This window comes from Methylophaga sp. OBS1 (assembly GCF_026319365.1).
Genome location: NZ_JAPDMS010000001.1, coordinates 214,991 through 234,518 on the forward strand (window position 1 = coordinate 214,991; position 19,528 = coordinate 234,518).

Below are 19,528 nucleotides of genomic sequence, written 5' to 3' on the forward strand. Positions count from 1 at the left end.
GATTACTATCCACGATGACAAAGCGTGACCAGCCAGCTTCTACGCAACACGAGCAGGTGCTTTACTTTGCCTATGGGTCCAATATGTCCAGCAAACGGCTCCAGGCCAGGGTGCCATCAGCGAGTTTCTACGCCAGAGCCAGGCTGCGCGGTCATCAGCTGCGGTTTCACAAACACAGTACAGTCGATAATTCAGCCAAGTGTGATGCCTTTAAAACCGATGAGGCCGATGATGTCACTCACGGCATTCTGTTTCTGTTTAATGCCGATGAGCAGGCCAAGCTGGATAGCTGTGAAGGGGCCGGTTATCAAATCACGCAGGTGGAAGTCGAGTTGGAGGATGGTAAGCGGGTTACGGCATTGACTTACCTTGCAATTCACATCGAACCGAGATTACGACCCTATCCCTGGTATAAACGTCATGTGCTTGAGGGCGCACGGGAGCATGCGCTGCCAGCCGAATATATAGCCTGGATTGAAGCTGTGGAGACACAGGAAGATCCGAATCAACAACGCAGTCAGGACGAACTGACAATCCATCACTAAGCGTGGGCTTGGCTCTGTTTGTAATAAAAAAGGTCAGCAAAAGATAAAATGCTTTTTGCCGTCACGGCCGCATGGTAACCTTATAGATTATCAGGAAATTGTGACATTTTTATGCAAAACGTATTCAAACTGGATGCACTGGCCAACGCCCCCATTAACACGGATCCCTACCCGTATTTCACGGTCGACAGAGCGATTGATGAAGATAAGGTGGGCGCTATTATCGACGCCTTTCCGACGATAAATGATGGTGGCAGTTACAACATTGATGATGTCGAAATGCATCCGACGTTCAAGTCCCTGATCGACTCGATTGATACGCCCGCGTTCCGTCGTATTATCTGTGACAAATTCGATGTCAAAGTCATGGATTTACCGATGATGATTACGCTGCGGGGCTATTCCCGCAAGAAAGACGGCCGGATTCATACTGACTCCAAAACCAAAGTGGCGACAATTCTGATTTACCTCAATCCGGAATGGTCGGCAGACAGCGGCCGACTGCGTGTACTGCGAGGTGAGCACGACATGGATGATTATGTCGAGGAAATCGCCCCCGGCCCGGGCAGTTTGATGGCGTTTAAAGTCACTGACAACTGCTGGCATGGCTACCCCAGTTTCGAAGGCAAACGACAGTCGATTCAGATCAACTTCCTGACCAGTCATGCAGCAGGCAACAAACATCGCTTTTTTCACCGGCTGAGCGCCAAGCTGAAATCATTATTCAAATAAGTCTGCCACTGTAGGCAGACTGTTCACGGAACACTGGCTGTTCCCACCTGTCACAGAATGGTTGTCGACTTCAACTGTCGACACGCAGGTTTTGTGACGTCACTGTCAACGGGCTCGCACGCAGGGATGCTATAGTAGATTCAGGATCCATGATCAACGCATCGCATCCAGTCGGCGCGTCAGACATCAATAACGGAGAATCAATCTTAATGAGCGACCAACCGGGACCTATCTACATTGCCCTCGTCAGTGTTCACGGGCTCATCCGTGGCACCAACCTGGAACTGGGGCGAGATGCTGATACCGGTGGACAGACCTTGTATGTGCTTGAGTTGGCTCAGGCGCTATCGGAAAGGCCGGATGTCGCCCAGGTGGATTTGATCACCCGCCGCATCAACGATGAACATATCTCTCCTGACTATTCGGAACCGGTTGAAATTATTAACGATAAATTTCGCATTGTCAGAATAGATGCCGGTCCCGATGAATACATCTATAAAGAACATCTCTGGGACCATCTCGATGTCTTTGCCGATAATCTCGCCGACTTTTTCCGCGACCAGAATCAGTTTCCGGATCTGATTCACAGTCACTACGCCGACGGCGGCTTTGTCGGTGCGCATGTGGCTAATCTGCTGGGTGTGCCACTGATTCATACCGGCCACTCTCTGGGCCGGGTCAAACGCCGGCGTTTGCTGGCCAGCGGGCTCAGCGCCGAGCAAATCGAGACGCTCTACAATATGTCGCGCCGGGTCGAAGCTGAAGAAATCACACTGGCAACCGCAGAACGGGTCATCACCAGTACGCATCAGGAAATCGAAGAGCAATACGAAATCTACGATCATTATCAGCCCGAGCAGATGCGTGTCATACCGCCCGGCACCAATATCACCCAGTTCAAGCCACCGGTTGGTGGCGAACTGGAAGATGATTTATTCACTTATCTTACAGCCCACCTGACTGAACCTGATAAACCTATCATCCTGGCTTTATCCCGACCGGATAAACGAAAAAATATTGCTGTTCTGGTTGAGGCCTATGGTGAGTCGGATGAGTTGCAGAGATTGGCCAATCTGGTCATCATTGCCGGCAACCGTGACGATATTGATGATCTGGAACATGGTGCTCAGGAAGTGTTTCACGATTTGCTGGTGGCAATCGATCGTTATGATCTTTACGGCAAAGTCGCCTTACCCAAACATCACAAACGCGAGCAGGTACCATTGATATACCGCATTGCAGCGGCTTCCGGTGGCGTCTTTGTTAATCCGGCTCTGACAGAACCCTTTGGCCTGACCCTGATTGAAGCGGCGGCTTCCGGTCTGCCGATTGTCGCGACGGAAGACGGCGGGCCCAGGGATATTATCGGTAATTGTCATAACGGTTTTCTGATTGATCCGCTGGAAGCCAGCACTATCACCGGCGCCTTGAAAAAGCTGCTGACAGATAACGCCACCTGGAATCTGTACTCACGACAGGGTCTGGATGGCGTGGCCAAACACTATTCCTGGCAGGCGCATGCCGAACGTTATCTGCAACTGGTCAGACCGATTGCTGAGCGCGCTGACTTTCTTCAGCGCAAACCGCTGGAACGTACCAGTCAGATGTACGCCGAGCGGGCGTTGGTCAGTGATTTGGATCTGAATCTGATTGGTAACGATGAGGCTTTACAGGAACTGTTGAGTTTATTGCGGGTGAACCGCAAAACCACCAAGTTTGCCATCGCTACCGGCCGTCGTCTGGATGTGGCCTTGCGGGTGATGAAAAAACACCAGATTCCAGAGCCCGATATCCTGATCACCAGTTCCGGTACCGAAATCTACTACGCGCCCAAGCTGACTCCGGATAAAGGCTGGGCCGAGCATATCGATTACCACTGGACCCCACATAAAATCAGGCCGTTACTGGATGATTACCCGGGGCTGGAGAAACAGCCCAAGTCAGAGCAGAGCCGCTTCAAACTGAGCTACTACATTGATCCGGAAGAAGCGGATATCGAGGATATCAAGCGTCTGCTACACCAGGAAGAACAGTCTGTACATGCCCAGCTGGCTTTCGGTCAGTACCTCGATATTCTGCCGATTCGTGCCTCCAAAGGCATGGCATTACGCTATGTGGCGGATCGCTGGCAGATACCGCTGGAGCATATTCTGGTGGTTGGTGGCTCCGGTGCGGATGAGGATATGATGCGCGGTAATACACTGGCAGCCGTTGTCGCCAACCGTCATCATGAAGAATTATCGCAACTGGTCGATACCGACCGAATCTACTTTGCCACCCAATCGCATGCGGCTGGCATTCTGGAAGCCCTGGCTCACTACCAGTTTTTCGAACTCGTCACAAACAAGAAAGCACAATCATGAAACAAGCCCAACTCTTGCTTTGTACCGATATGGACCGGACTGTCATCCCCAACGGCTTTCAGCCGGAACCGCCCGATGCCCGGCGTGAATTCAATCAATTCTGCCGCAGGCCTGATGTCAAGCTGGTATATGTGACCGGCCGCCATGTGTCGCTGGTCAAGCGTGCGATCAAGAATTATGCGCTGCCAGCGCCGGATTTCGCCATTACGGATGTGGGCACCAAGATTTATCAGATAGGGAAAGGCAGTTGGCAGCAAATGGCTGATTGGGAAGCGGAAATCGATCAGGACTGGCATGGTAAAACCCATGCACAGTTGAAAGCGATCCTCAAGCCAATCAATGAGTTGCGTCTGCAGGAAAGCAGTAAACAGAACACACACAAACTCAGTTATTACCTGCCTTTATACCTGGACAAAGACAGCATTATTGCCCGCATCGAGGCTTTCCTGAGTGAAGCGGATGTGGATGCCAGTATTCTCTGGAGCGTCGATGAACCGAAAAATGTGGGGTTGCTTGATGTCTTGCCGCGTCATGCCACTAAACTGCATGCGATTGAGTTTTTGCAGAAGAAACTGGGTTACAACCTGAGCGAGGTCATCTTTGCGGGCGATAGCGGAAATGATCTGCCGGTGCTGACCAGTCAGATCCAGTCAGTACTGGTGGCGAATGCCAGTGATGAGATTAAAAAAGCCGCACAGCAGTTATCCCAGCACAATGGTCACAGCGAGGCGCTTTATCTCGCTACCAATGAGCCGCACAAGCACAACGGTAATTATTCAGCCGGCGTATTGCAGGGGATTTTCCATTATTCGCCTTATTTCGCAGAGACAAGCAACACAGAGAAACTGTCATGACATATCCAAAACCGATAACCGTATTCGGAGAAGTCCTGTTTGACTGTTTTCCCGATGGTGAGCAGAAACTGGGTGGCGCCCCGTTCAATGTTGCCTGGCACTTGCAGGCCATGGGCGACCAACCGGTCTTCATCAGTCGTATCGGTCATGACGAATTGGGAGCGCGAATCCAGCAGGCGGTCGCGGATTGGGGGCTGTCAGCGGCGACCTTACAGCAGGATAAGCGTCATCCGACGGGGCGGGTCAACGTCAGTTTTAATGATGGCGAGCCAGCCTATGATATTGCCCAGGGCAGCGCCTGGGATTTTATCGATTACCCGGCGATTAATGACCTGCCGGCGAAAGGGATCTTTTATCATGGCTCCCTCGCAGCGCGTAGTGAAATCAGTCATCAGACCCTGCAGAAACTTAGTGAAAACCCGGATTATGCTATTTTCGTTGATGTGAACCTGCGCAGCCCGTGGTGGCAGAAAGAAGATGTCTATCAATGGCTCGAACAGGCACAATGGGTCAAACTGAACCAGCATGAACTGGCTGAACTGGGGTTCCGCAGCGCCGATTTACACCAGGATATGACCCGGATGCACACCCATTTTCACCTGGATCAGCTGATTGTCACCTGTGGCGAGAAAGGGGCAATTGTCAGAGATACGGACGGAGAGTTTCATCTGGTTAAACCGACGCTGAATGAACAGGTGGTGGATTCGGTCGGTGCCGGTGATGCGTTCACCGCGATGTACCTGCACGGGCTCCTGCATGACTGGGATATCGATACCACCCTCCATGAAGCCCAGGCCTTTGCGTCGAAAGTGGTAGGACTGCGTGGGGCCATCACCGACGATCCGGAATTTTATCGCCATATCAAACTTTAACCGGAAAAAGCTAAATAAGCATTTATGTACGAACAACAGGCTCACAAACTGCTCAACGATATTCTCAATGAGATCGAAGCAGGGATATCCAAACAGGATTTACGCTATTTCTACACAAGGCTGGGCGCGAACTTTTATGCGATTCACTCCCTGTTTGAGCGGCTTTATGGCGCCCGCGATGATTTCCAGCAACAGGCTCAGCGGCTGGTTGAGACCATGGCCTGGCAATATATCCGCCGGCCTGAAGACCTGCGCAAGCGGGATATTGAACGAGAAGCCGATCATAACTGGTTTCTGAGTCAGAACTGGGTGGGCATGGCGCTTTACAGTCACGGCTTTGCCGGTGATCTGAAAGGCATGGAAAGCCATCTGAACTACTTCCAGGAACTGGGGGTGAACATGGTCCACATCATGCCCATCATGCAGTGTCCGCGAGGCAGCAGTGATGGCGGCTATGCGGTCAGTGATTTCCGTGAGATCGACGACAGAGCCGGGACGATTGACGATCTGCTGCATCTCTCCCGCGCCATGCACGAGCGGGATATGCTGCTGACGATGGACGTGGTGCTGAATCACACTTCCAATGAACACGAGTGGGCGCAGAAAGCCCGTCAGGGTGACAAAACCTACCAGGATTATTACTACACGTTCGAGAGCCGCAATGTGCCGGACATGTTCGAGCAGAGCATGCCAGAAGTGTTTCCCGAAACTTCGCCCGGTAACTTCACCTGGGATGAGGATATGGGCCGTTGGGTCATGACGGTGTTTAATAACTACCAGTGGGATCTCAACTATTCCAATCCGGCAGTGTTCATCGAGATGCTGGACGTGATTCTGTTCTGGGCTAATCAGGGCGCCGATATTCTGCGTCTGGATGCGGTGGCTTTCTTATGGAAGAAAATCGGCAGTACCTGCCAGAATGAACGCGAGGCACATCTGATCCTGCAGCTGCTCAAAGACTGTTGTCAGGTGACCGCGCCGGGTGTCTTGTATATTGCCGAGGCTATTGTCGCGCCGGTAGAAGTGACCAAATATTTTGGCGAGGACGCCGTGATTGCCAAGGAATGCGAGATAGCCTACAACGCCACCTTCATGGCGCTGATGTGGGATGCGGTGGCAACCAAGAATGCCAATCTGCTGAACCAGGGTATCAAGAGCCTGCCGGTCAAGCTGGAGCGGGCCACCTGGCTGAACTACATCCGCTGCCATGATGATATCGGTCTCGGTTTTGATGACCGGGATATAGAACTGGTGGGCTATGAGCCTGCCGGTCACCGCAAGTTTTTAATCGATTACTTTATGGGGCGTTACGATAATTCCCATGCCCGGGGCTTGCCGTTTGGTGAGAATGAGAAAACCGGCGATGCCCGTATCTCCGGGTCTCTGGCTTCGCTGGTCGGGCTGGAATATGCCGTTGAAAATGGTGACCTCGAGGCCGAAGACAATGCGATTAAAATCATTCTGCTGCTGCACAGTCTCATCATGTCTTTCGGCGGCATTCCCTTGCTTTATTATGGTGATGAGCTGGGCACCATCAATGATGTTTCGTTCCTGTCCGATCCCCATAAAAAAGGCGATTCCCGCTGGGTCCATCGCCCGGTAATCGATTGGGAAAAGGCCGAGCTGCGCAATCAGCCCGGCCATTATCAGTATGAGATATTCTCGGCACTGAAACGCATGATCGCGGTGCGTAAGGAAATTGATGCTTTTGCCGACTTTAATAATCGTGAACTGCTTGATGTCGGCAATGAACACTTATTCGTGTTTGAGCGCTACAACATCACCCGACAGCATGACAAAGTGCTGGTGGTGGCCAACTTTAATGACAAACCGCAGCATCTGAAACTGGATACCCTGATAGGCTGGGGTGACCCACAGTATGGTCAGCTTTATGACCTCTACAGCGGCCAGCAGCCCGATGGCTTCAATGACACGCTGGTGATACCACCATTCAGCTTTTACTGGCTGCGGGAAGGTTGATCAGGCGTCATCTACACAGCGATCACAACGCCGCTGGCCGGTTAACAGAAAAGCGATTTGCTGGCGATAGCGGGCAAAAAACCGATAACATCCATCAGCCACGGGCCGAATCACTGGCCAGCGTAATACGCCAAGCCAGCGATGACGCCTGACCAACTGCCAGGCTTTGACCGTTACATCAAGGCCGGTCAGCCATTCACCGTTGTGGTCTATGGCATGTAAAAGCTTATCCGCTTCAACGGGGTCTACTTCGGGGTAGCGCTGACTGAAATCGCTGGCGTGTATATTCTCCAATTGCAGCAAATTCTCTTTGTCAGCGCGTTTCATGGCCCTGATTTCCTTCACACAGAGTGGACAATGGCCATCATAAAATACAGTCAATTGGGTTTGTTCAGACATGCTTAGGTTCCTATAACTACGAGTGCATCATCTCACTGAGAGCGTAAAAATATGATCAAAACAGGACTTGTCTGGTTCAATCATGACTGCCGTGTTCATGACAACCCGGTTTTGCTGGAAGCCAGTCTGAATTGCGAGCGTTTGATTTGTCTGTTCTGTATTGACAGCCAGTGGGACAGACCGACCGGTTTCAATGCCAAGCCGATGGGCGAAAACCGACGCCAGTTCATGAATCAGACACTCTTGGATCTGTCTGCTCAACTGGCCAAACGGGGACAGTCGCTGGTGATTCTCAGTGGCGATCCGGTCGAGATTATCTCCAGTCTGATCAGCCGCTTCGATGTCGGCGCCGTCTATCGCAGTCAGCATGTCGGTGTGTTTGAAAACCGCCAGTGGCAGCACTTGAAAGCCGACTTTCCCCGGTTGCGGTTTGAATCACTGCCATCACACACCCTGTTTCGTCCCGAACAGTTACCGTTCTCTCTTGACAATCTACCCGGCACGTTCAGCCAGTTTCGCAAACAGGTGGAAAATATCGATGTCGATCCACCGCTGGTGATGCCCAAAACCTTACCGCCAGCTATCGAACGTCTCAGTGCAGAGTCGGAAGCCGTGCTGGTCAAACCCAAAACAACAGCGGCGTTTGAAGGTGGAGAAAGCGCGGCGCTGGCGCATCTGGAAACCTACTTTTCCAGCAGTGATCCGGCTCATTACAAAAGCTGGCGTAATGAGCTCGACGGCTGGCATAACTCCACCAAGTTTTCTGCCTGGCTGGCTAATGGCAGTGTTTCCGTGCGTCGGCTTGTGCATAGACTCAAACGTTACGAAATGCAGGAAACGGCGAATGAATCCACTTACTGGATATATTTCGAACTGCTCTGGCGCGAGTATTTTCAATGGGTCGCACACACGCTCGGGCACAAATTATTCCGCGCAGGCGGTGTAGCGAACAAAAACGTGCGTTGTTGTTTTTATCCTGAGCGCTATCAGAAATGGTGCCATGGCAATACGCCTTACCCCCTCGTGAATGCCCTGATGAAACAACTCAACCAAACCGGCTATATGAGCAATCGCGGTCGACAGATTGTAGCCAGTTGTTTCATCAATGAGCTCCAGCTCGACTGGCGGTTTGGCGCGGCTTATTTCGAGCAGCAACTGATTGATTACGATGTGGCTGCCAACTGGGGTAACTGGCAGTACATTGCTGGTGTCGGCATGGATCCACGTGGTGGGCGTCATTTCAATATCGACAAGCAATCCCGTCAGTATGATCCCGACGGCCAATTTGTTCGCAAGTGGCACGGGGAGGTGACCAGCACACAGCTGGATTCTGTGGATGCGGCAGACTGGCCAATACTGCCACCCAAAAAAAGCTGATGTCACAACGCGCTGTTAATCTGGTCTGGTTTAAGCGGGACTTACGCTTGAGCGACCATGCCCCGCTGAAAGCGGCGTCTCAATCTGATTTACCGGCTTTGCTGTTCTATGTCATCGAGCCCATGCTGCTGGCAGACCCGCATTACAGCCTACGCCACTGGCGCTTTGTCTGGGAGTCACTGACAGAGATGCAGCACGCGCTCAATAAAACGGGGCATCAGCTGCTGATTGTCCAGGCGGAGATGCCGCAGCTGCTCGACTGGCTTAGTGCAGATGTCGACATTAAACAGATTTTCAGTCATCAGGAAATCGGACTCGCCAATACTTATGCGCGTGATCGGCAAGTGGCAGCATGGTGTCAACAAAACGGTGTCCACTGGCAGGAGTTTGAGACAGGCGCGGTGGCACGTGCCAAGGCCAATCGTGATGACTGGGATAAACACTGGCAACGGGTGATGCGGGCAGACCTGCAGCAGCCGGACTGGGAGCGGCTGCAGACGGTGAGCGGACTGTCTGAGCCAGACTGGCAACCGCCTTTGACCTGGACCCGGCGTAAGGGCTCATTTCAGGCGGGTGGCAGCGAGGCAGCCTGGCGGACACTGGAGAATTTCTACCAGGGCCGGGGCCAGGATTATTACCGTCGTTTATCAAGCCCTTCTGCCAGCCGCGAAGCCTGTAGCCGGATGTCAGCCTATCTGGCCTGGGGCAATATCAGTTTGCGGGAAATGTATCAGCATCTGCTGAGTCACTGGCAGGATCGGGGCTGGCGTCGAAGTCTGGTCGCCTTATCCTCACGTTTACACTGGCATTGTCACTTCATGCAGAAGTTTGAAAGTGAGTGCGAGATGGAATTCAGGCCGGTTAACCGTGGTTATCAGGACTTTCCCTATCGCGATGATGCCAGGGTTCAGCAGGACCTTGCTGCCTGGGAGCAGGGCAAAACCGGCTTTCCTCTGGTCGATGCCTGTATGCGTTGCCTGCATCACACCGGCTATATTAACTTCCGGATGCGCGCCATGCTGGCCAGTTTCCTCAGTCACCATCTTCTAATTGACTGGCGGCATGGTGTAACCCATCTGGCACGCTTGTTTCTCGATTTTGAGCCCGGTATTCATTATCCCCAGTTCCAGATGCAGGCCGGGGTGACCGGTACCAATACCATTCGCATCTATAACCCGATAAAACAAAGCCAGGAGCAGGACCCCGACGGTGTATTCATCCGCCAGTGGTGTCCGGAGCTGACAGAATTGCCCGACGACCTGTTGCATATGCCCTGGCAGATGACGCCGATGGAACAGCAGATGTATCAAGTCACGCTCGGTCAGGATTACCCCGAGCCGATTATTGATTATCAGCACTGTGCCCGGCGGGCACGCGATCTGCTCTGGTCCTGGCGTAAACATCCCCGGGTGCAGCAGGAAAACCAGCGAATTCTGAAGATCCATGTGAGACCGCCTTCACGCTGAGGATCAATCTGATTTGAGTCTGAGGTAGGGCAGGCGCATACTAAAATTGTCGCTTTCACAGAAGGGAGGTCTTTGTGATGCTCAAGGCGATTCTATTTGATATCAGCGGTGTCTTACATGTGGATAAACGACCGATACCCGGTGCCGTTGAGTTGATCGCGACTTTGCAGCAACAGTCGGTGCCGATGCGGTTTGTCACCAACACCTCACGTTCAACCAGTAAAGAGATTTTCAACAGCCTGAGAACAATGGACTTTGACCTTAGCCAATCGGCTATCTTTACTGCCCCGCTGGCAGTGAAACAGGTCTGTGCGCAGCGTGGACTGCGACCTTATTGTCTGATTCACCCGGATCTCGAAGCTGAATTTCAGGATATCAACCAGCAGGATCCCAATGCCGTCGTGATTGCGGATGCCGCCGATCGATTTGATTATGCGCACTTGAACAAAGCATTTTCACTGCTGATCGATGGGGCGCCCTTACTGGGAATCGGCCGGAACCGTTATTTCAAAAGTCAGGGACAGCTGCAACTCGATGCTGGCCCGTTTATCGATGCCCTCGAATACGCTGCCGATATTAAAGCCGAGATTCTGGGCAAACCCGCGGCCGGCTTTTTTCAGGCCGCGGTACATTCATTGGGCTGTGAAGCTGAAGAGGTACTGATGATCGGTGACGATGTCGAGGCCGATGTGATGGGTGCGATGCAAGCCGGTCTGCAGGCCTGCCTGGTGCGAACCGGCAAATACCTGCCCGGCGATGAAAGCAAGGCTGGTCAGGCCGCGGTGGCAGATTCGGTTGTGGACGCTATCAGAGATGTTTTTTATCAGAGCCGTGAGGCGGCTGAGACCTGATTCAAACGCGTTGGGCTGATCAATGTCCGGGATATCAGCACCCTAAAAGCTTTCTGTATGATAGCGATAACAGCGAAGGGTTTCCGACCAGTAATCGGCCGGCAGGCCAGCCTTACGTTTCAATGCGGCGACAAATTGCTCCGGACTGTGCAATGCGTCCCAGACAGCAGGCAGGAAGGTGGCCCGATGCTGTTGATCCTCCAGAATCAAACCATCTTCACCGGCCTTGAGCAGACTTAGCAGTGCTGCTTCGGACTGACAGTTAATGGGTTCAGGCTTACTTAGTACGGCTATATGAATATCCAGTTCATCAACAATCTGTTCTGTCACTGGCTCGAAGCGCCGGTCTCGAAATGCTGCCGAGAAGGCATTAGCCGCGACATCGGCTGCCAGCGGACGGTGAGCATCGAGTGTTCCGATGCAGCCATGCAAAGCACCGGCAAGGTAGAGCGTGACAAAACTGGCCCCCTCTACAGTGACTTTGCGGGGCAGGCTGTCCAGCTCCAATGGCATGACGACGTCATGCCTGAGTCCGTGTTTGATGGCATCGCGGGCGATTTTACGTAACAGGTAGCGTTCGGGCCGGGGAATCATGATTACTGGAACAAGTAGGCGCCGTAACCCACCACACTGTCTCGTTTACCGGCTGTATCACCGGAATTTCTCAAATCCAGTATCTGGCCCTGCATCTGATGCTGGCGTGCGTAGAGCAAAAGACCGTTAATGCCGACACTGCCACAGGCGTGATAGCCGTCAATGACGTGGTTATCCATACTGATAATGGCCTGTGACGTCTCGGCGTCGATTTCGCGAGCACTCTCGTAGTCGAGATAGTGACTTAAATCCGAACTGATCACGATCAGTGTTTCCGGGCCACCCCAGAGCTTATCCAGCACCTCACAAACCAGTTTGGGACTGGCATGTCCGGCGACAATAGGCACAATTTTGAAATCTTCCAGCAGATACTGCAGAAAGGGTAACTGGACTTCCAGGCTGTGTTCTCGAGCATGGGCCTGTTCCAGCACGTGTACGCCATCAATGTTCATGATCTGACTTTCAGCGTGACGGTCTACCGCAATCAGGCCCATCGGGGTTTCGAACCAGTCAACCGACGACACGGCGAGGCCATCAAAGGGTACCCGGTGAGACGGACCAATCAAGACTACCCGTTTGATAATGGCTTTGAGAGACGCCAGCTGTTTATAGGCACAGGCAGCGACCTGACCGGAATAAACATAACCCGCGTGGGGAACTATCAAGGCTTTTGGGACAAGCTCAGTCAGCGTTGAGCTGGCCTGCAGATTTCGGGCAATCATACTGCTGAGTTTCTGTGCATCTGCCGGGTAAAACAGGCCGGCGACGGCACTGGGGCGAACGATTTCCATGGTAACCCTCCGCTTGTCGGCGTAACATGGATAAGTATCAGCTTATCAATAATTTATTGCAATATCTCCGATGAATGGAGCTGCGATATGAATCAGAATTTCAACCAGGGCGAAGCATTTCCCGATGCCGTTGCTACCCGCTACTGGCATGGTCTGGATGATGGCCGGGTACAATGTGATTTGTGCCCGCGATTCTGCAAGTTGCACGAAGGTCAGCGCGGACTCTGTTTTGTGCGTGCCAATTACCAGGGACAAGTGGTATTGACGAGCTGGGGCCGCTCCAGCGCTTTTGTGATCGACCCGATAGAGAAAAAACCGCTGAATCATTTTCTGCCCGGCACACCCGTACTGTCGTTTGGCACTGCCGGCTGTAATCTGGCCTGTAAGTTCTGTCAGAACTGGGATATCAGTAAATCCAGGCAAATGGACAGTTTGATGGACCTGGCCACGCCTGAAATGTTGGCTGATAAGGCCAGACAACTGGGTTGTCGGAGTATTGCTTTTACCTATAACGATCCGGTGATCTTTCATGAGTACGCGATTGATGTGGCTCAGGCGTGTCGGCAGCAGGGTATTAAAACGGTGGCAGTGACGGCCGGCTATGTCACCGCGGAACCCCGGCGCGAGTTTTATAGCTGGATGGATGCGGCCAATGTCGATCTGAAAGCTTTCAGTGAACGTTTCTACAAAAAGATCACCGGTTCGCATTTACAGCCGGTACTTGAGACTCTTGAGTATCTCAAGCATGAAACCGATGTCTGGTTTGAACTCACCACGCTGCTGATACCGGGAGAGAACGATTCTGAAGATGAAGTGACCGAGATGTGTCAGTGGGTGGTGTCACATCTGGGTAATGACGTACCGATGCATTTCAGTGTGTTTCACCCCGACTGGAAAATGATGGACAAAGCCTCAACACCAACTCAAACTGTCCGCAGAGCGAGAGATATCGCCCTCGCACAGGGGATTCGCTATGCCTATGTCGGCAATATGCATGACAGACAGGCAGACAGTACCTGGTGTCATCACTGTGGCAGCCTGCTGATAGGTCGGGACTGGTATCAGTTGTCTGCCTGGCAACTGGATGACAACGGACATTGTCTCAGCTGTGGAACACCCTGTGCCGGTGTTTTCGAGTCTCTGCCCGGCCAGTGGGGCGCCAAACGTGTGGTAGTGGATATGCGTGCAGATTAAAAGGAGATGCGATGTTGTGGTTTGGCCTGTCTTTGATTGCCCTGTTACTGATGCTCTGGGTGGGGATCAGGTTATACCGGCGACACAACCCTGCACCAGTCAGTCTACGCCCCAGGAAAACGCTGATGGACAGCTTACTGCGTGACTTCAAATTACAGCTTGAGCGGGCTGTGGGTGAGGACTATGATGTATTTCCGCACATCCGCCTTACTGATCTGCTGGTCACCGAATCCGACGCAGCCGGAGAGGCAGAAGACCTGCGGCTGAAAATTCAAACCACAACGACAGATTTTGTGCTGACCGAAAAAAACACCAGTAAAATTGCCTGTGTGTTGATTCTGATACATCACGGCACATTGGGTAGCAGGCAGCAATTTATCCGGCAGATCTGTCAGCAGAGTAAGTTGCCATTTCTTATTCTTGATGTTCATAATGCTTTGAGCGACAAGCAGCTTCGCCAGAAAATTATCACGCAACTGGAGCCGACCATTTTGCTCGACGAGGACGCTGCGGAGGATGTCAGAGTCTATCTGGACCCAGGCCAGCGTGATGAAAAACGGCATCAAGCCGGGCTTGACGTTTAAACCTGTTTATTGGCTTTTGAAGGATTGATCATGGCTGTCAGCGATAACAAACATTCACCAAAATTACTCAAGCCTCGTGAAGTTACTGCTTGCAAACAACTGGCAGCATCTCAACTCAGTGATAATCAGCGTGCAGCAGCTTTACTTGCGATACACGAAGGCCAGACACAGAGCATGGCTGCAGCCACGAGCGGCTTATCTCTGGGGCAGGTCAAATATATTGTGACCCGATTTCGCAAACTGAGACTTAAAGCATTGACGGCTGTTGATGAAGTCTCAGCCGAGACAGTTGAACCTGCTGTTGAGTCAAAGACTGAAAAAACCAAGAAAAAGTCAGACAAAAAAGACAAGAAAAAAGCTAAGAAAGATAAAAAAGCCAAGAAAGATAAGAGCAAAAATAAAGATAAAAAGGCCAAAGAAAAAAACAAGAAAAAGAAAAAGGCCAAAAACAAAAAATAAACGCTGAACGACATGACTGCTGAGAAACACACTCACTCAGCAGCAGGATAAGGATGCCAAAGAGCATCTCAGGGGACGATTGTGAAACCACGCCATTGGGTCGTTGGCGGAGGCTTGTTCTATGCCTTTATATTACTGGCAACGACCACCGCAAGTTATGCCCAACCCGACCAGATAAGGGTTGGCGTGTATGAAAACTCGCCCAAGTTAACGCTGAGTGAGCAGGGCGAAGCCAGCGGTATCCTGGGCGACCTGCTCATGCATATTGCCAGACGAGAAAATTGGCGCATTGAAGTTGTTCCCTGTACCTGGCGTGCTTGCCTGAAGATGCTGGAAAATGGCGAAATCGATTTACTGCCGGACGTCGCTAAAAATCAGTCGCGCCAACAGCGTTATCAGTTTCACACTGAACCGGCTTTGATAAGTTGGTCGCAAGTTTATACAGCGGGTAATGTCAGGTTAGCGAACCTACTGGATCTGGATGGTAAAACAGTGGCCGTTCTCGAGGGGTCAGTCCAGGAAGCTTATCTGCAGAACCTTGCCAGTAATTTTTCTCTGAAGGTAAACTGGTTGCGCACCAATAACCTTGATACTGCTTTCAATGCAGTGGTCAGTGGCGAGGCCGATGCCGTGGTCTCCAGTCACTATTATGGCAACAACAAAATGCGGGCATTGGCGCTCAATGCAACGCCCATTCTATTTCAGCCGGCACGTCTCTTTTATGCTGTTTCTCCCCAGTTTGCCCCGGCCACACTTGAGGTGATTGATGACTATCTGATTCGCTGGAAGGCGAGGCCCGACTCAGTCTATTACCAGGTACTGGCAAAGTGGACCCTGCCATCACGGCATCCGATTCCTGTGTTTATCTGGTGGTTGCTGGCATCGCTGATCATTATTGTCATCCTGGTGGTTACGTTCAATCAGGTTCTACGTAAGCAGGTCAATCTTAAAACACGTGACTTATTTGAAAGCGAGAACCGTCTCAACACCATCTTAAACAGTTTGGATGCCATTGTTTACATAAAGGATCGTCAGCATCGTTATCGTTATATCAATCAGAAAATAGCTGATTTAACAGGTCTGACACCGGAAGATTTGATGGGTGAAACGGATGAAAAAATCTTTAATTCGGATACCTGCCAACACCTCAGACTGAATGATTTAAAGGTGATGGAAGAGGGTGAGCGTCTGGTTGAAGAAGAGGAGATCAGTCAGACGCGTGACGGAACCACGCGGCATTTCCTGTCGGTAAAAATACCACTTCGCGATAGCAACGATCACATTTACGCCCTATGCGGCATTTCTACCGATATTACCGATAACAAAAAAATGCATGAGCGTCTGCAGACACTCGAATTCTCCGATCCATTAACCGGGCTGCCAAATCGCTTTGAACTGTTCAGATGTATCGAGAAAAAGCTTCAGGAGGACAGCTCAATGTCTGCCGCACTGATGGTGGTCGATGTCGACGACTTCAAACTGATTAATGAAGCCCATAGTCATGGTCAGGGTGATGAGTTACTGAGACAAATCACGCAACGATTGATGTCCTTCAATGAAACCTCGATGCGTGTATTCAGGACAAGCTCGGATGAGTTTGCCTGTTTGCTGGATATCCCCGGGGACTGTAATAGCAAAGACTACACTGAAGCGGCAGCGACAGAGATACGACAACTGTTATCAGCGCCTTATCAGCTCGGCAAAGGTGCATACAACGCCACAGTCTGTATCGGGATTGCCATGTTCAGCGATGCTGAGGGTCAGACGGGGCGGATTGTCAGGCTGGCTGATTTAGCCCTCCATGAAGCCAAACATCAAGGTCGAAACAGTCAACGCTTTTTTAATCCACAGATGCAGGAATCCATCAAACGCCGCAGTGTGCTGGAAGTGGCTCTGCGTGAGGCTATCGAACATCGGCACATGTCGCTTTATTTGCAGTGCCAGGTGGACAACAGGGAAACGGTCATAGGCATGGAAGCGTTACTTCGCTGGCAACACCCGACGATGGGAACCATATCACCCGCCGAGTTTATCCCCATTGCCGAAGATAGCGGTTTGATTATTCCATTGGGGCAGTGGGTTGTTGAGAAAGCCTGTGAAATATTGTCTGACTGGGAAACTGATCCAGAAAAAAATAACTGGACATTAGCCGTTAATATCAGTCCACGGCAGTTCCGTCATAGCGGTTTTGTTGAACATGTCGAACAGGTGGTCGGGCGATCCGGGATTGATGCCTCAAGGCTCAAGTTCGAAGTCACTGAAAACCTGCTTATCGATAACATGGAACAGGTCGCTGAGAAGATGAACACGCTACAGACGCTGGGTATTCGATTTTCACTGGATGATTTCGGTACAGGCTATGCCTCACTGAGTTACCTGAAATTATTGCCTATTCATCAATTAAAAATTGATCAGTCTTTTGTGCGTGAACTCGGCCAGAATCAAAATGACGAAGCGATTATAAAAACGATTCTCGCACTGGGTCAGAGCCTGGAACTCAACGTTATTGCAGAAGGAGTCGAGACGCAACAGCAAGCCGAGCGTCTAACAGAACTGGGCTGTCATCAGTTTCAGGGCTATTTATTTGGTCGTCCTGTGCCCAGTAGCGATATCTGAATCACTGTCTTTCCGCAGTCAGATTCTTTTTTGAAGAATATTTAATTGCGCGTCATCGATGCCGATAACCTCACAGAGCAAACAAAAGTAATCAGCATTTATTGCTCGTTATAAGGTAGAAAGCACAATGAAGAAAAATTTGCCCGTCACAGACAACGAAGTCACATTCGAGGAAGAACTCATCTCCACCACCGACCTGAAAGGGGCGATCACCGGTTTCAACGCAGCCTTTGAAGAGGTGAGCGGTTTTCCCGGTGAGGAGATGTTAGGGAAAAATCACAATATTATCCGACATCCGGATATGCCCCCCGCCGCATTTGAAGATTTATGGAATACCGTCAAGGCGAAAGACCACTGGATGGGGATTGTTAAAAACCGCCGGAAAGATGGTGACTTCTACTGGGTTGATGCCTATGTCACCCCGATTTTTGACCGCCAGCAAATTGTGGGTTATGAATCGGTGCGGATACCGCCCAAAGCAGAATATGTCAAACGGGCACAAACCCTCTACCAGCAAATTAATGCAGGCAAAAAGCCCAGGCTTGGCAATGTTTTCAGCCGTTTCGGTCTCAAACATAAAACGATGTTGAGCGTGGCGTTGGTGAGCCTGCTGACAATGTTAGCCTCCCAACTGAATCTGGTAGCAGCGCTGCCATTTTTCTTGCCGATGATTGTGCCGGTACTGGTTGGGGCCGGTACCTATGCACTACTGCACAAATGGGTGTTTGCCAGTCTGGATCGGGCTTTAAAAGAAGCGCGTAAAGAGGTTAATAATCCACTGATGGCGATGGTCTATACGGGCAACAACGATGAAATCGCTCAGCTCTCTCTGGTCAATAAATTAGCACAGGCCAAACTGAATACGGTATTGGTCAGACTCAGAGACACTGCGGGCAAGATTGATACTGAAGCGAGAGATACATTCAGCTCGCAACAGTCAATCATGGAGTCGATTCAGTCACAGGCCTCACAGACAGAGCAAGTGGCAACGGCAATGACTGAAATGAGTTCCAGCATTCAGGAAGTGTCCAGTAATGCCAGTAAGGCAGCATCAACGGCTTCAGAAGTTGATGAGTTGACCAAATCCAGTGAACGAAAAGCCTCGACCGCTGTGAACAGCCTGGGCTCCCTCGATACCGCTTTCAGTGACATCAACAGTGTCATCTCCGAGCTGGAGGATGACTCCAACGCCATCAATCCAATAATCGGTGTGATCAGTGATATCGCTGAGCAAACCAATTTATTGGCGCTGAATGCGGCCATCGAAGCAGCGCGAGCCGGAGAATATGGACGCGGTTTCGCCGTCGTTGCCGATGAGGTTCGCTCACTGGCGAGCCGGACACAACAATCGACACAGGAAATCTCCGGTTTGATCCAGAGACTGGATCAGGCAGTAGACAAGGTGGTTGCCGGTATGAAAAAAACACAGGAAACCGCCTCTTCCAGCCGCGAAGATATTTCTGCCTCGATCACCTCTGTTTCCATTATCAAAGACAAGGTGCAGGAGTTGAACGATCTCAACACACAGATAGCGACGGCTGTTGAGGAGCAGAGTGCGGTGAGTGATGATATCAATCGTAATGTCGTTCGTATCAGTAGTGACGCTGAAAGCGTGGTGTCGAATGCCAACCTGGTTAATACCAATGCCGAAAACCTGGCTGGGGAATCAACTGCCTTGTTGAATATGATCCGTCGCTTCAGTCAGGCCTGATAAGCCGCTGACAGCATAATCACATGGTGCCAGGTTTCACGGGCAGTCTTTGATGGCAGTGCAGCGGGTCCAGATGGGATGGTAATTAAGTATCACCCAACGGCTTAAATAACAGGCAAACAGGGCCTGGATAGCAAGAC

General features: G+C 51.3%; 17 protein-coding genes. 14 read left to right on the forward strand and 3 right to left on the reverse strand.

The annotated features are described in order from the left end of the window. The first annotated feature begins 14 nt into the window (after nucleotides 1-14). The 6 genes from OMQ46_RS01005 (at nucleotide 15) to OMQ46_RS01030 (ending at nucleotide 7,346) form a co-directional block, all read left to right on the forward strand. The gene (locus OMQ46_RS01005; protein ID WP_266235086.1) at nucleotides 15-545 is read left to right on the forward strand and encodes a gamma-glutamylcyclotransferase family protein; all 531 of its coding nucleotides are present in this window, start codon (nucleotides 15-17) and stop codon (nucleotides 543-545) included. 111 nt (nucleotides 546-656) lie between these two features. Continuing rightward, nucleotides 657-1,277: a 2OG-Fe(II) oxygenase gene (locus tag OMQ46_RS01010; protein ID WP_266235088.1), complete on the forward strand. Its 621-nt coding sequence runs from the start codon at nucleotides 657-659 to the stop codon at nucleotides 1,275-1,277. A 209-nt stretch (nucleotides 1,278-1,486) separates the two neighbouring features. Then, a complete protein-coding gene (locus tag OMQ46_RS01015; protein WP_266235090.1) occupies nucleotides 1,487-3,640 on the forward strand; it encodes an HAD-IIB family hydrolase in 2,154 nt (717 codons plus the stop codon). Further along, nucleotides 3,637-4,494, forward strand: a complete 858-nt coding sequence (locus tag OMQ46_RS01020; RefSeq protein ID WP_266235091.1) for an HAD-IIB family hydrolase — start codon at nucleotides 3,637-3,639, stop codon at nucleotides 4,492-4,494. Before OMQ46_RS01015 ends, OMQ46_RS01020 begins: the two co-directional genes overlap by 4 nt. Next, nucleotides 4,491-5,366 (forward strand): carbohydrate kinase family protein, encoded by an 876-nt coding sequence (locus tag OMQ46_RS01025; protein ID WP_266235093.1) that lies wholly within the window; start codon nucleotides 4,491-4,493, stop codon nucleotides 5,364-5,366. The genes OMQ46_RS01020 and OMQ46_RS01025 overlap by 4 nt, the downstream gene beginning before the upstream one ends. Before the next feature lie 24 nt (nucleotides 5,367-5,390). Continuing rightward, entirely contained in the window at nucleotides 5,391-7,346 is a 1,956-nt protein-coding gene (locus tag OMQ46_RS01030) for an alpha-amylase family glycosyl hydrolase (RefSeq protein WP_266235094.1), read from the forward strand. On the opposite strand, the gene OMQ46_RS01035 is transcribed toward OMQ46_RS01030, so the two are convergent. Further along, nucleotides 7,347-7,745, reverse strand: a complete 399-nt coding sequence (locus OMQ46_RS01035; RefSeq protein WP_266235095.1) for a thiol-disulfide oxidoreductase DCC family protein — start codon at nucleotides 7,743-7,745, stop codon at nucleotides 7,347-7,349. Between the two features lie 51 nt (nucleotides 7,746-7,796). Here OMQ46_RS01035 and OMQ46_RS01040 point away from each other — a divergent pair, with 51 nt between their 5' ends. From OMQ46_RS01040 to OMQ46_RS01050, 3 genes are all read left to right on the forward strand, one after another. Next, the gene (locus OMQ46_RS01040; protein ID WP_266235097.1) at nucleotides 7,797-9,122 is read left to right on the forward strand and encodes a DASH family cryptochrome; all 1,326 of its coding nucleotides are present in this window, start codon (nucleotides 7,797-7,799) and stop codon (nucleotides 9,120-9,122) included. Further along, nucleotides 9,122-10,588 (forward strand): cryptochrome/deoxyribodipyrimidine photo-lyase family protein, encoded by a 1,467-nt coding sequence (locus OMQ46_RS01045; protein WP_266235099.1) that lies wholly within the window; start codon nucleotides 9,122-9,124, stop codon nucleotides 10,586-10,588. The genes OMQ46_RS01040 and OMQ46_RS01045 overlap by 1 nt, the downstream gene beginning before the upstream one ends. A gap of 77 nt (nucleotides 10,589-10,665) precedes the next feature. Next, entirely contained in the window at nucleotides 10,666-11,439 is a 774-nt protein-coding gene (locus tag OMQ46_RS01050) for a TIGR01458 family HAD-type hydrolase (RefSeq protein ID WP_266235101.1), read from the forward strand. Nucleotides 11,440-11,481: 42 nt separating this feature from the next. Here OMQ46_RS01050 and amrA read toward each other — a convergent pair whose 3' ends face one another. Both amrA and amrB read right to left on the reverse strand, forming a co-directional pair. Then, entirely contained in the window at nucleotides 11,482-12,033 is a 552-nt protein-coding gene (gene amrA / locus OMQ46_RS01055) for an AmmeMemoRadiSam system protein A (protein ID WP_266235102.1), read from the reverse strand. Between the two features lie 2 nt (nucleotides 12,034-12,035). Then, nucleotides 12,036-12,824, reverse strand: a complete 789-nt coding sequence (gene amrB / locus OMQ46_RS01060) for an AmmeMemoRadiSam system protein B (RefSeq protein WP_266235104.1) — start codon at nucleotides 12,822-12,824, stop codon at nucleotides 12,036-12,038. A gap of 87 nt (nucleotides 12,825-12,911) precedes the next feature. On the opposite strand from amrB, the gene amrS reads away from it, so the two are divergent. The 5 genes from amrS to OMQ46_RS01085 all read left to right on the forward strand — a co-directional run bounded on the left by amrS (nucleotide 12,912) and on the right by OMQ46_RS01085 (nucleotide 19,388). Further along, nucleotides 12,912-14,018 carry an AmmeMemoRadiSam system radical SAM enzyme gene (amrS, locus tag OMQ46_RS01065; protein WP_266235106.1) on the forward strand — a complete coding sequence of 369 codons (1,107 nt, stop codon included), beginning with the start codon at nucleotides 12,912-12,914 and terminating at the stop codon, nucleotides 14,016-14,018. A gap of 11 nt (nucleotides 14,019-14,029) precedes the next feature. After that, nucleotides 14,030-14,602 (forward strand): DUF2726 domain-containing protein, encoded by a 573-nt coding sequence (locus OMQ46_RS01070; protein ID WP_266235107.1) that lies wholly within the window; start codon nucleotides 14,030-14,032, stop codon nucleotides 14,600-14,602. A 30-nt stretch (nucleotides 14,603-14,632) separates the two neighbouring features. Then, nucleotides 14,633-15,061 (forward strand): helix-turn-helix domain-containing protein, encoded by a 429-nt coding sequence (locus OMQ46_RS01075; protein WP_266235108.1) that lies wholly within the window; start codon nucleotides 14,633-14,635, stop codon nucleotides 15,059-15,061. Nucleotides 15,062-15,142: 81 nt separating this feature from the next. Beyond that, a complete protein-coding gene (locus OMQ46_RS01080; RefSeq protein ID WP_266235109.1) occupies nucleotides 15,143-17,677 on the forward strand; it encodes an EAL domain-containing protein in 2,535 nt (844 codons plus the stop codon). Between the two features lie 127 nt (nucleotides 17,678-17,804). Then, nucleotides 17,805-19,388, forward strand: a complete 1,584-nt coding sequence (locus OMQ46_RS01085; RefSeq protein ID WP_266235111.1) for a methyl-accepting chemotaxis protein — start codon at nucleotides 17,805-17,807, stop codon at nucleotides 19,386-19,388. Nucleotides 19,389-19,528: the final 140 nt, after the last annotated feature.

Coding starts and splice junctions, on each gene's coding strand:
- OMQ46_RS01045 (WP_266235099.1), top strand. CDS start 9,122: ATGTCACAACGCGCTGTTAATCTGGTCTGGTTTAAGCGGGACTTACGC.
- OMQ46_RS01010 (WP_266235088.1), top strand. CDS start 657: ATGCAAAACGTATTCAAACTGGATGCACTGGCCAACGCCCCCATTAAC.
- amrS (WP_266235106.1), top strand. CDS start 12,912: ATGAATCAGAATTTCAACCAGGGCGAAGCATTTCCCGATGCCGTTGCT.
- OMQ46_RS01005 (WP_266235086.1), top strand. CDS start 15: ATGACAAAGCGTGACCAGCCAGCTTCTACGCAACACGAGCAGGTGCTT.
- OMQ46_RS01040 (WP_266235097.1), top strand. CDS start 7,797: ATGATCAAAACAGGACTTGTCTGGTTCAATCATGACTGCCGTGTTCAT.
- OMQ46_RS01015 (WP_266235090.1), top strand. CDS start 1,487: ATGAGCGACCAACCGGGACCTATCTACATTGCCCTCGTCAGTGTTCAC.
- OMQ46_RS01025 (WP_266235093.1), top strand. CDS start 4,491: ATGACATATCCAAAACCGATAACCGTATTCGGAGAAGTCCTGTTTGAC.
- OMQ46_RS01020 (WP_266235091.1), top strand. CDS start 3,637: ATGAAACAAGCCCAACTCTTGCTTTGTACCGATATGGACCGGACTGTC.
- amrA (WP_266235102.1), bottom strand. CDS start 12,033: ATGATTCCCCGGCCCGAACGCTACCTGTTACGTAAAATCGCCCGCGAT.
- OMQ46_RS01050 (WP_266235101.1), top strand. CDS start 10,666: ATGCTCAAGGCGATTCTATTTGATATCAGCGGTGTCTTACATGTGGAT.
- OMQ46_RS01030 (WP_266235094.1), top strand. CDS start 5,391: ATGTACGAACAACAGGCTCACAAACTGCTCAACGATATTCTCAATGAG.
- OMQ46_RS01035 (WP_266235095.1), bottom strand. CDS start 7,745: ATGTCTGAACAAACCCAATTGACTGTATTTTATGATGGCCATTGTCCA.
- OMQ46_RS01075 (WP_266235108.1), top strand. CDS start 14,633: ATGGCTGTCAGCGATAACAAACATTCACCAAAATTACTCAAGCCTCGT.
- amrB (WP_266235104.1), bottom strand. CDS start 12,824: ATGGAAATCGTTCGCCCCAGTGCCGTCGCCGGCCTGTTTTACCCGGCA.
- OMQ46_RS01085 (WP_266235111.1), top strand. CDS start 17,805: ATGAAGAAAAATTTGCCCGTCACAGACAACGAAGTCACATTCGAGGAA.
- OMQ46_RS01070 (WP_266235107.1), top strand. CDS start 14,030: ATGTTGTGGTTTGGCCTGTCTTTGATTGCCCTGTTACTGATGCTCTGG.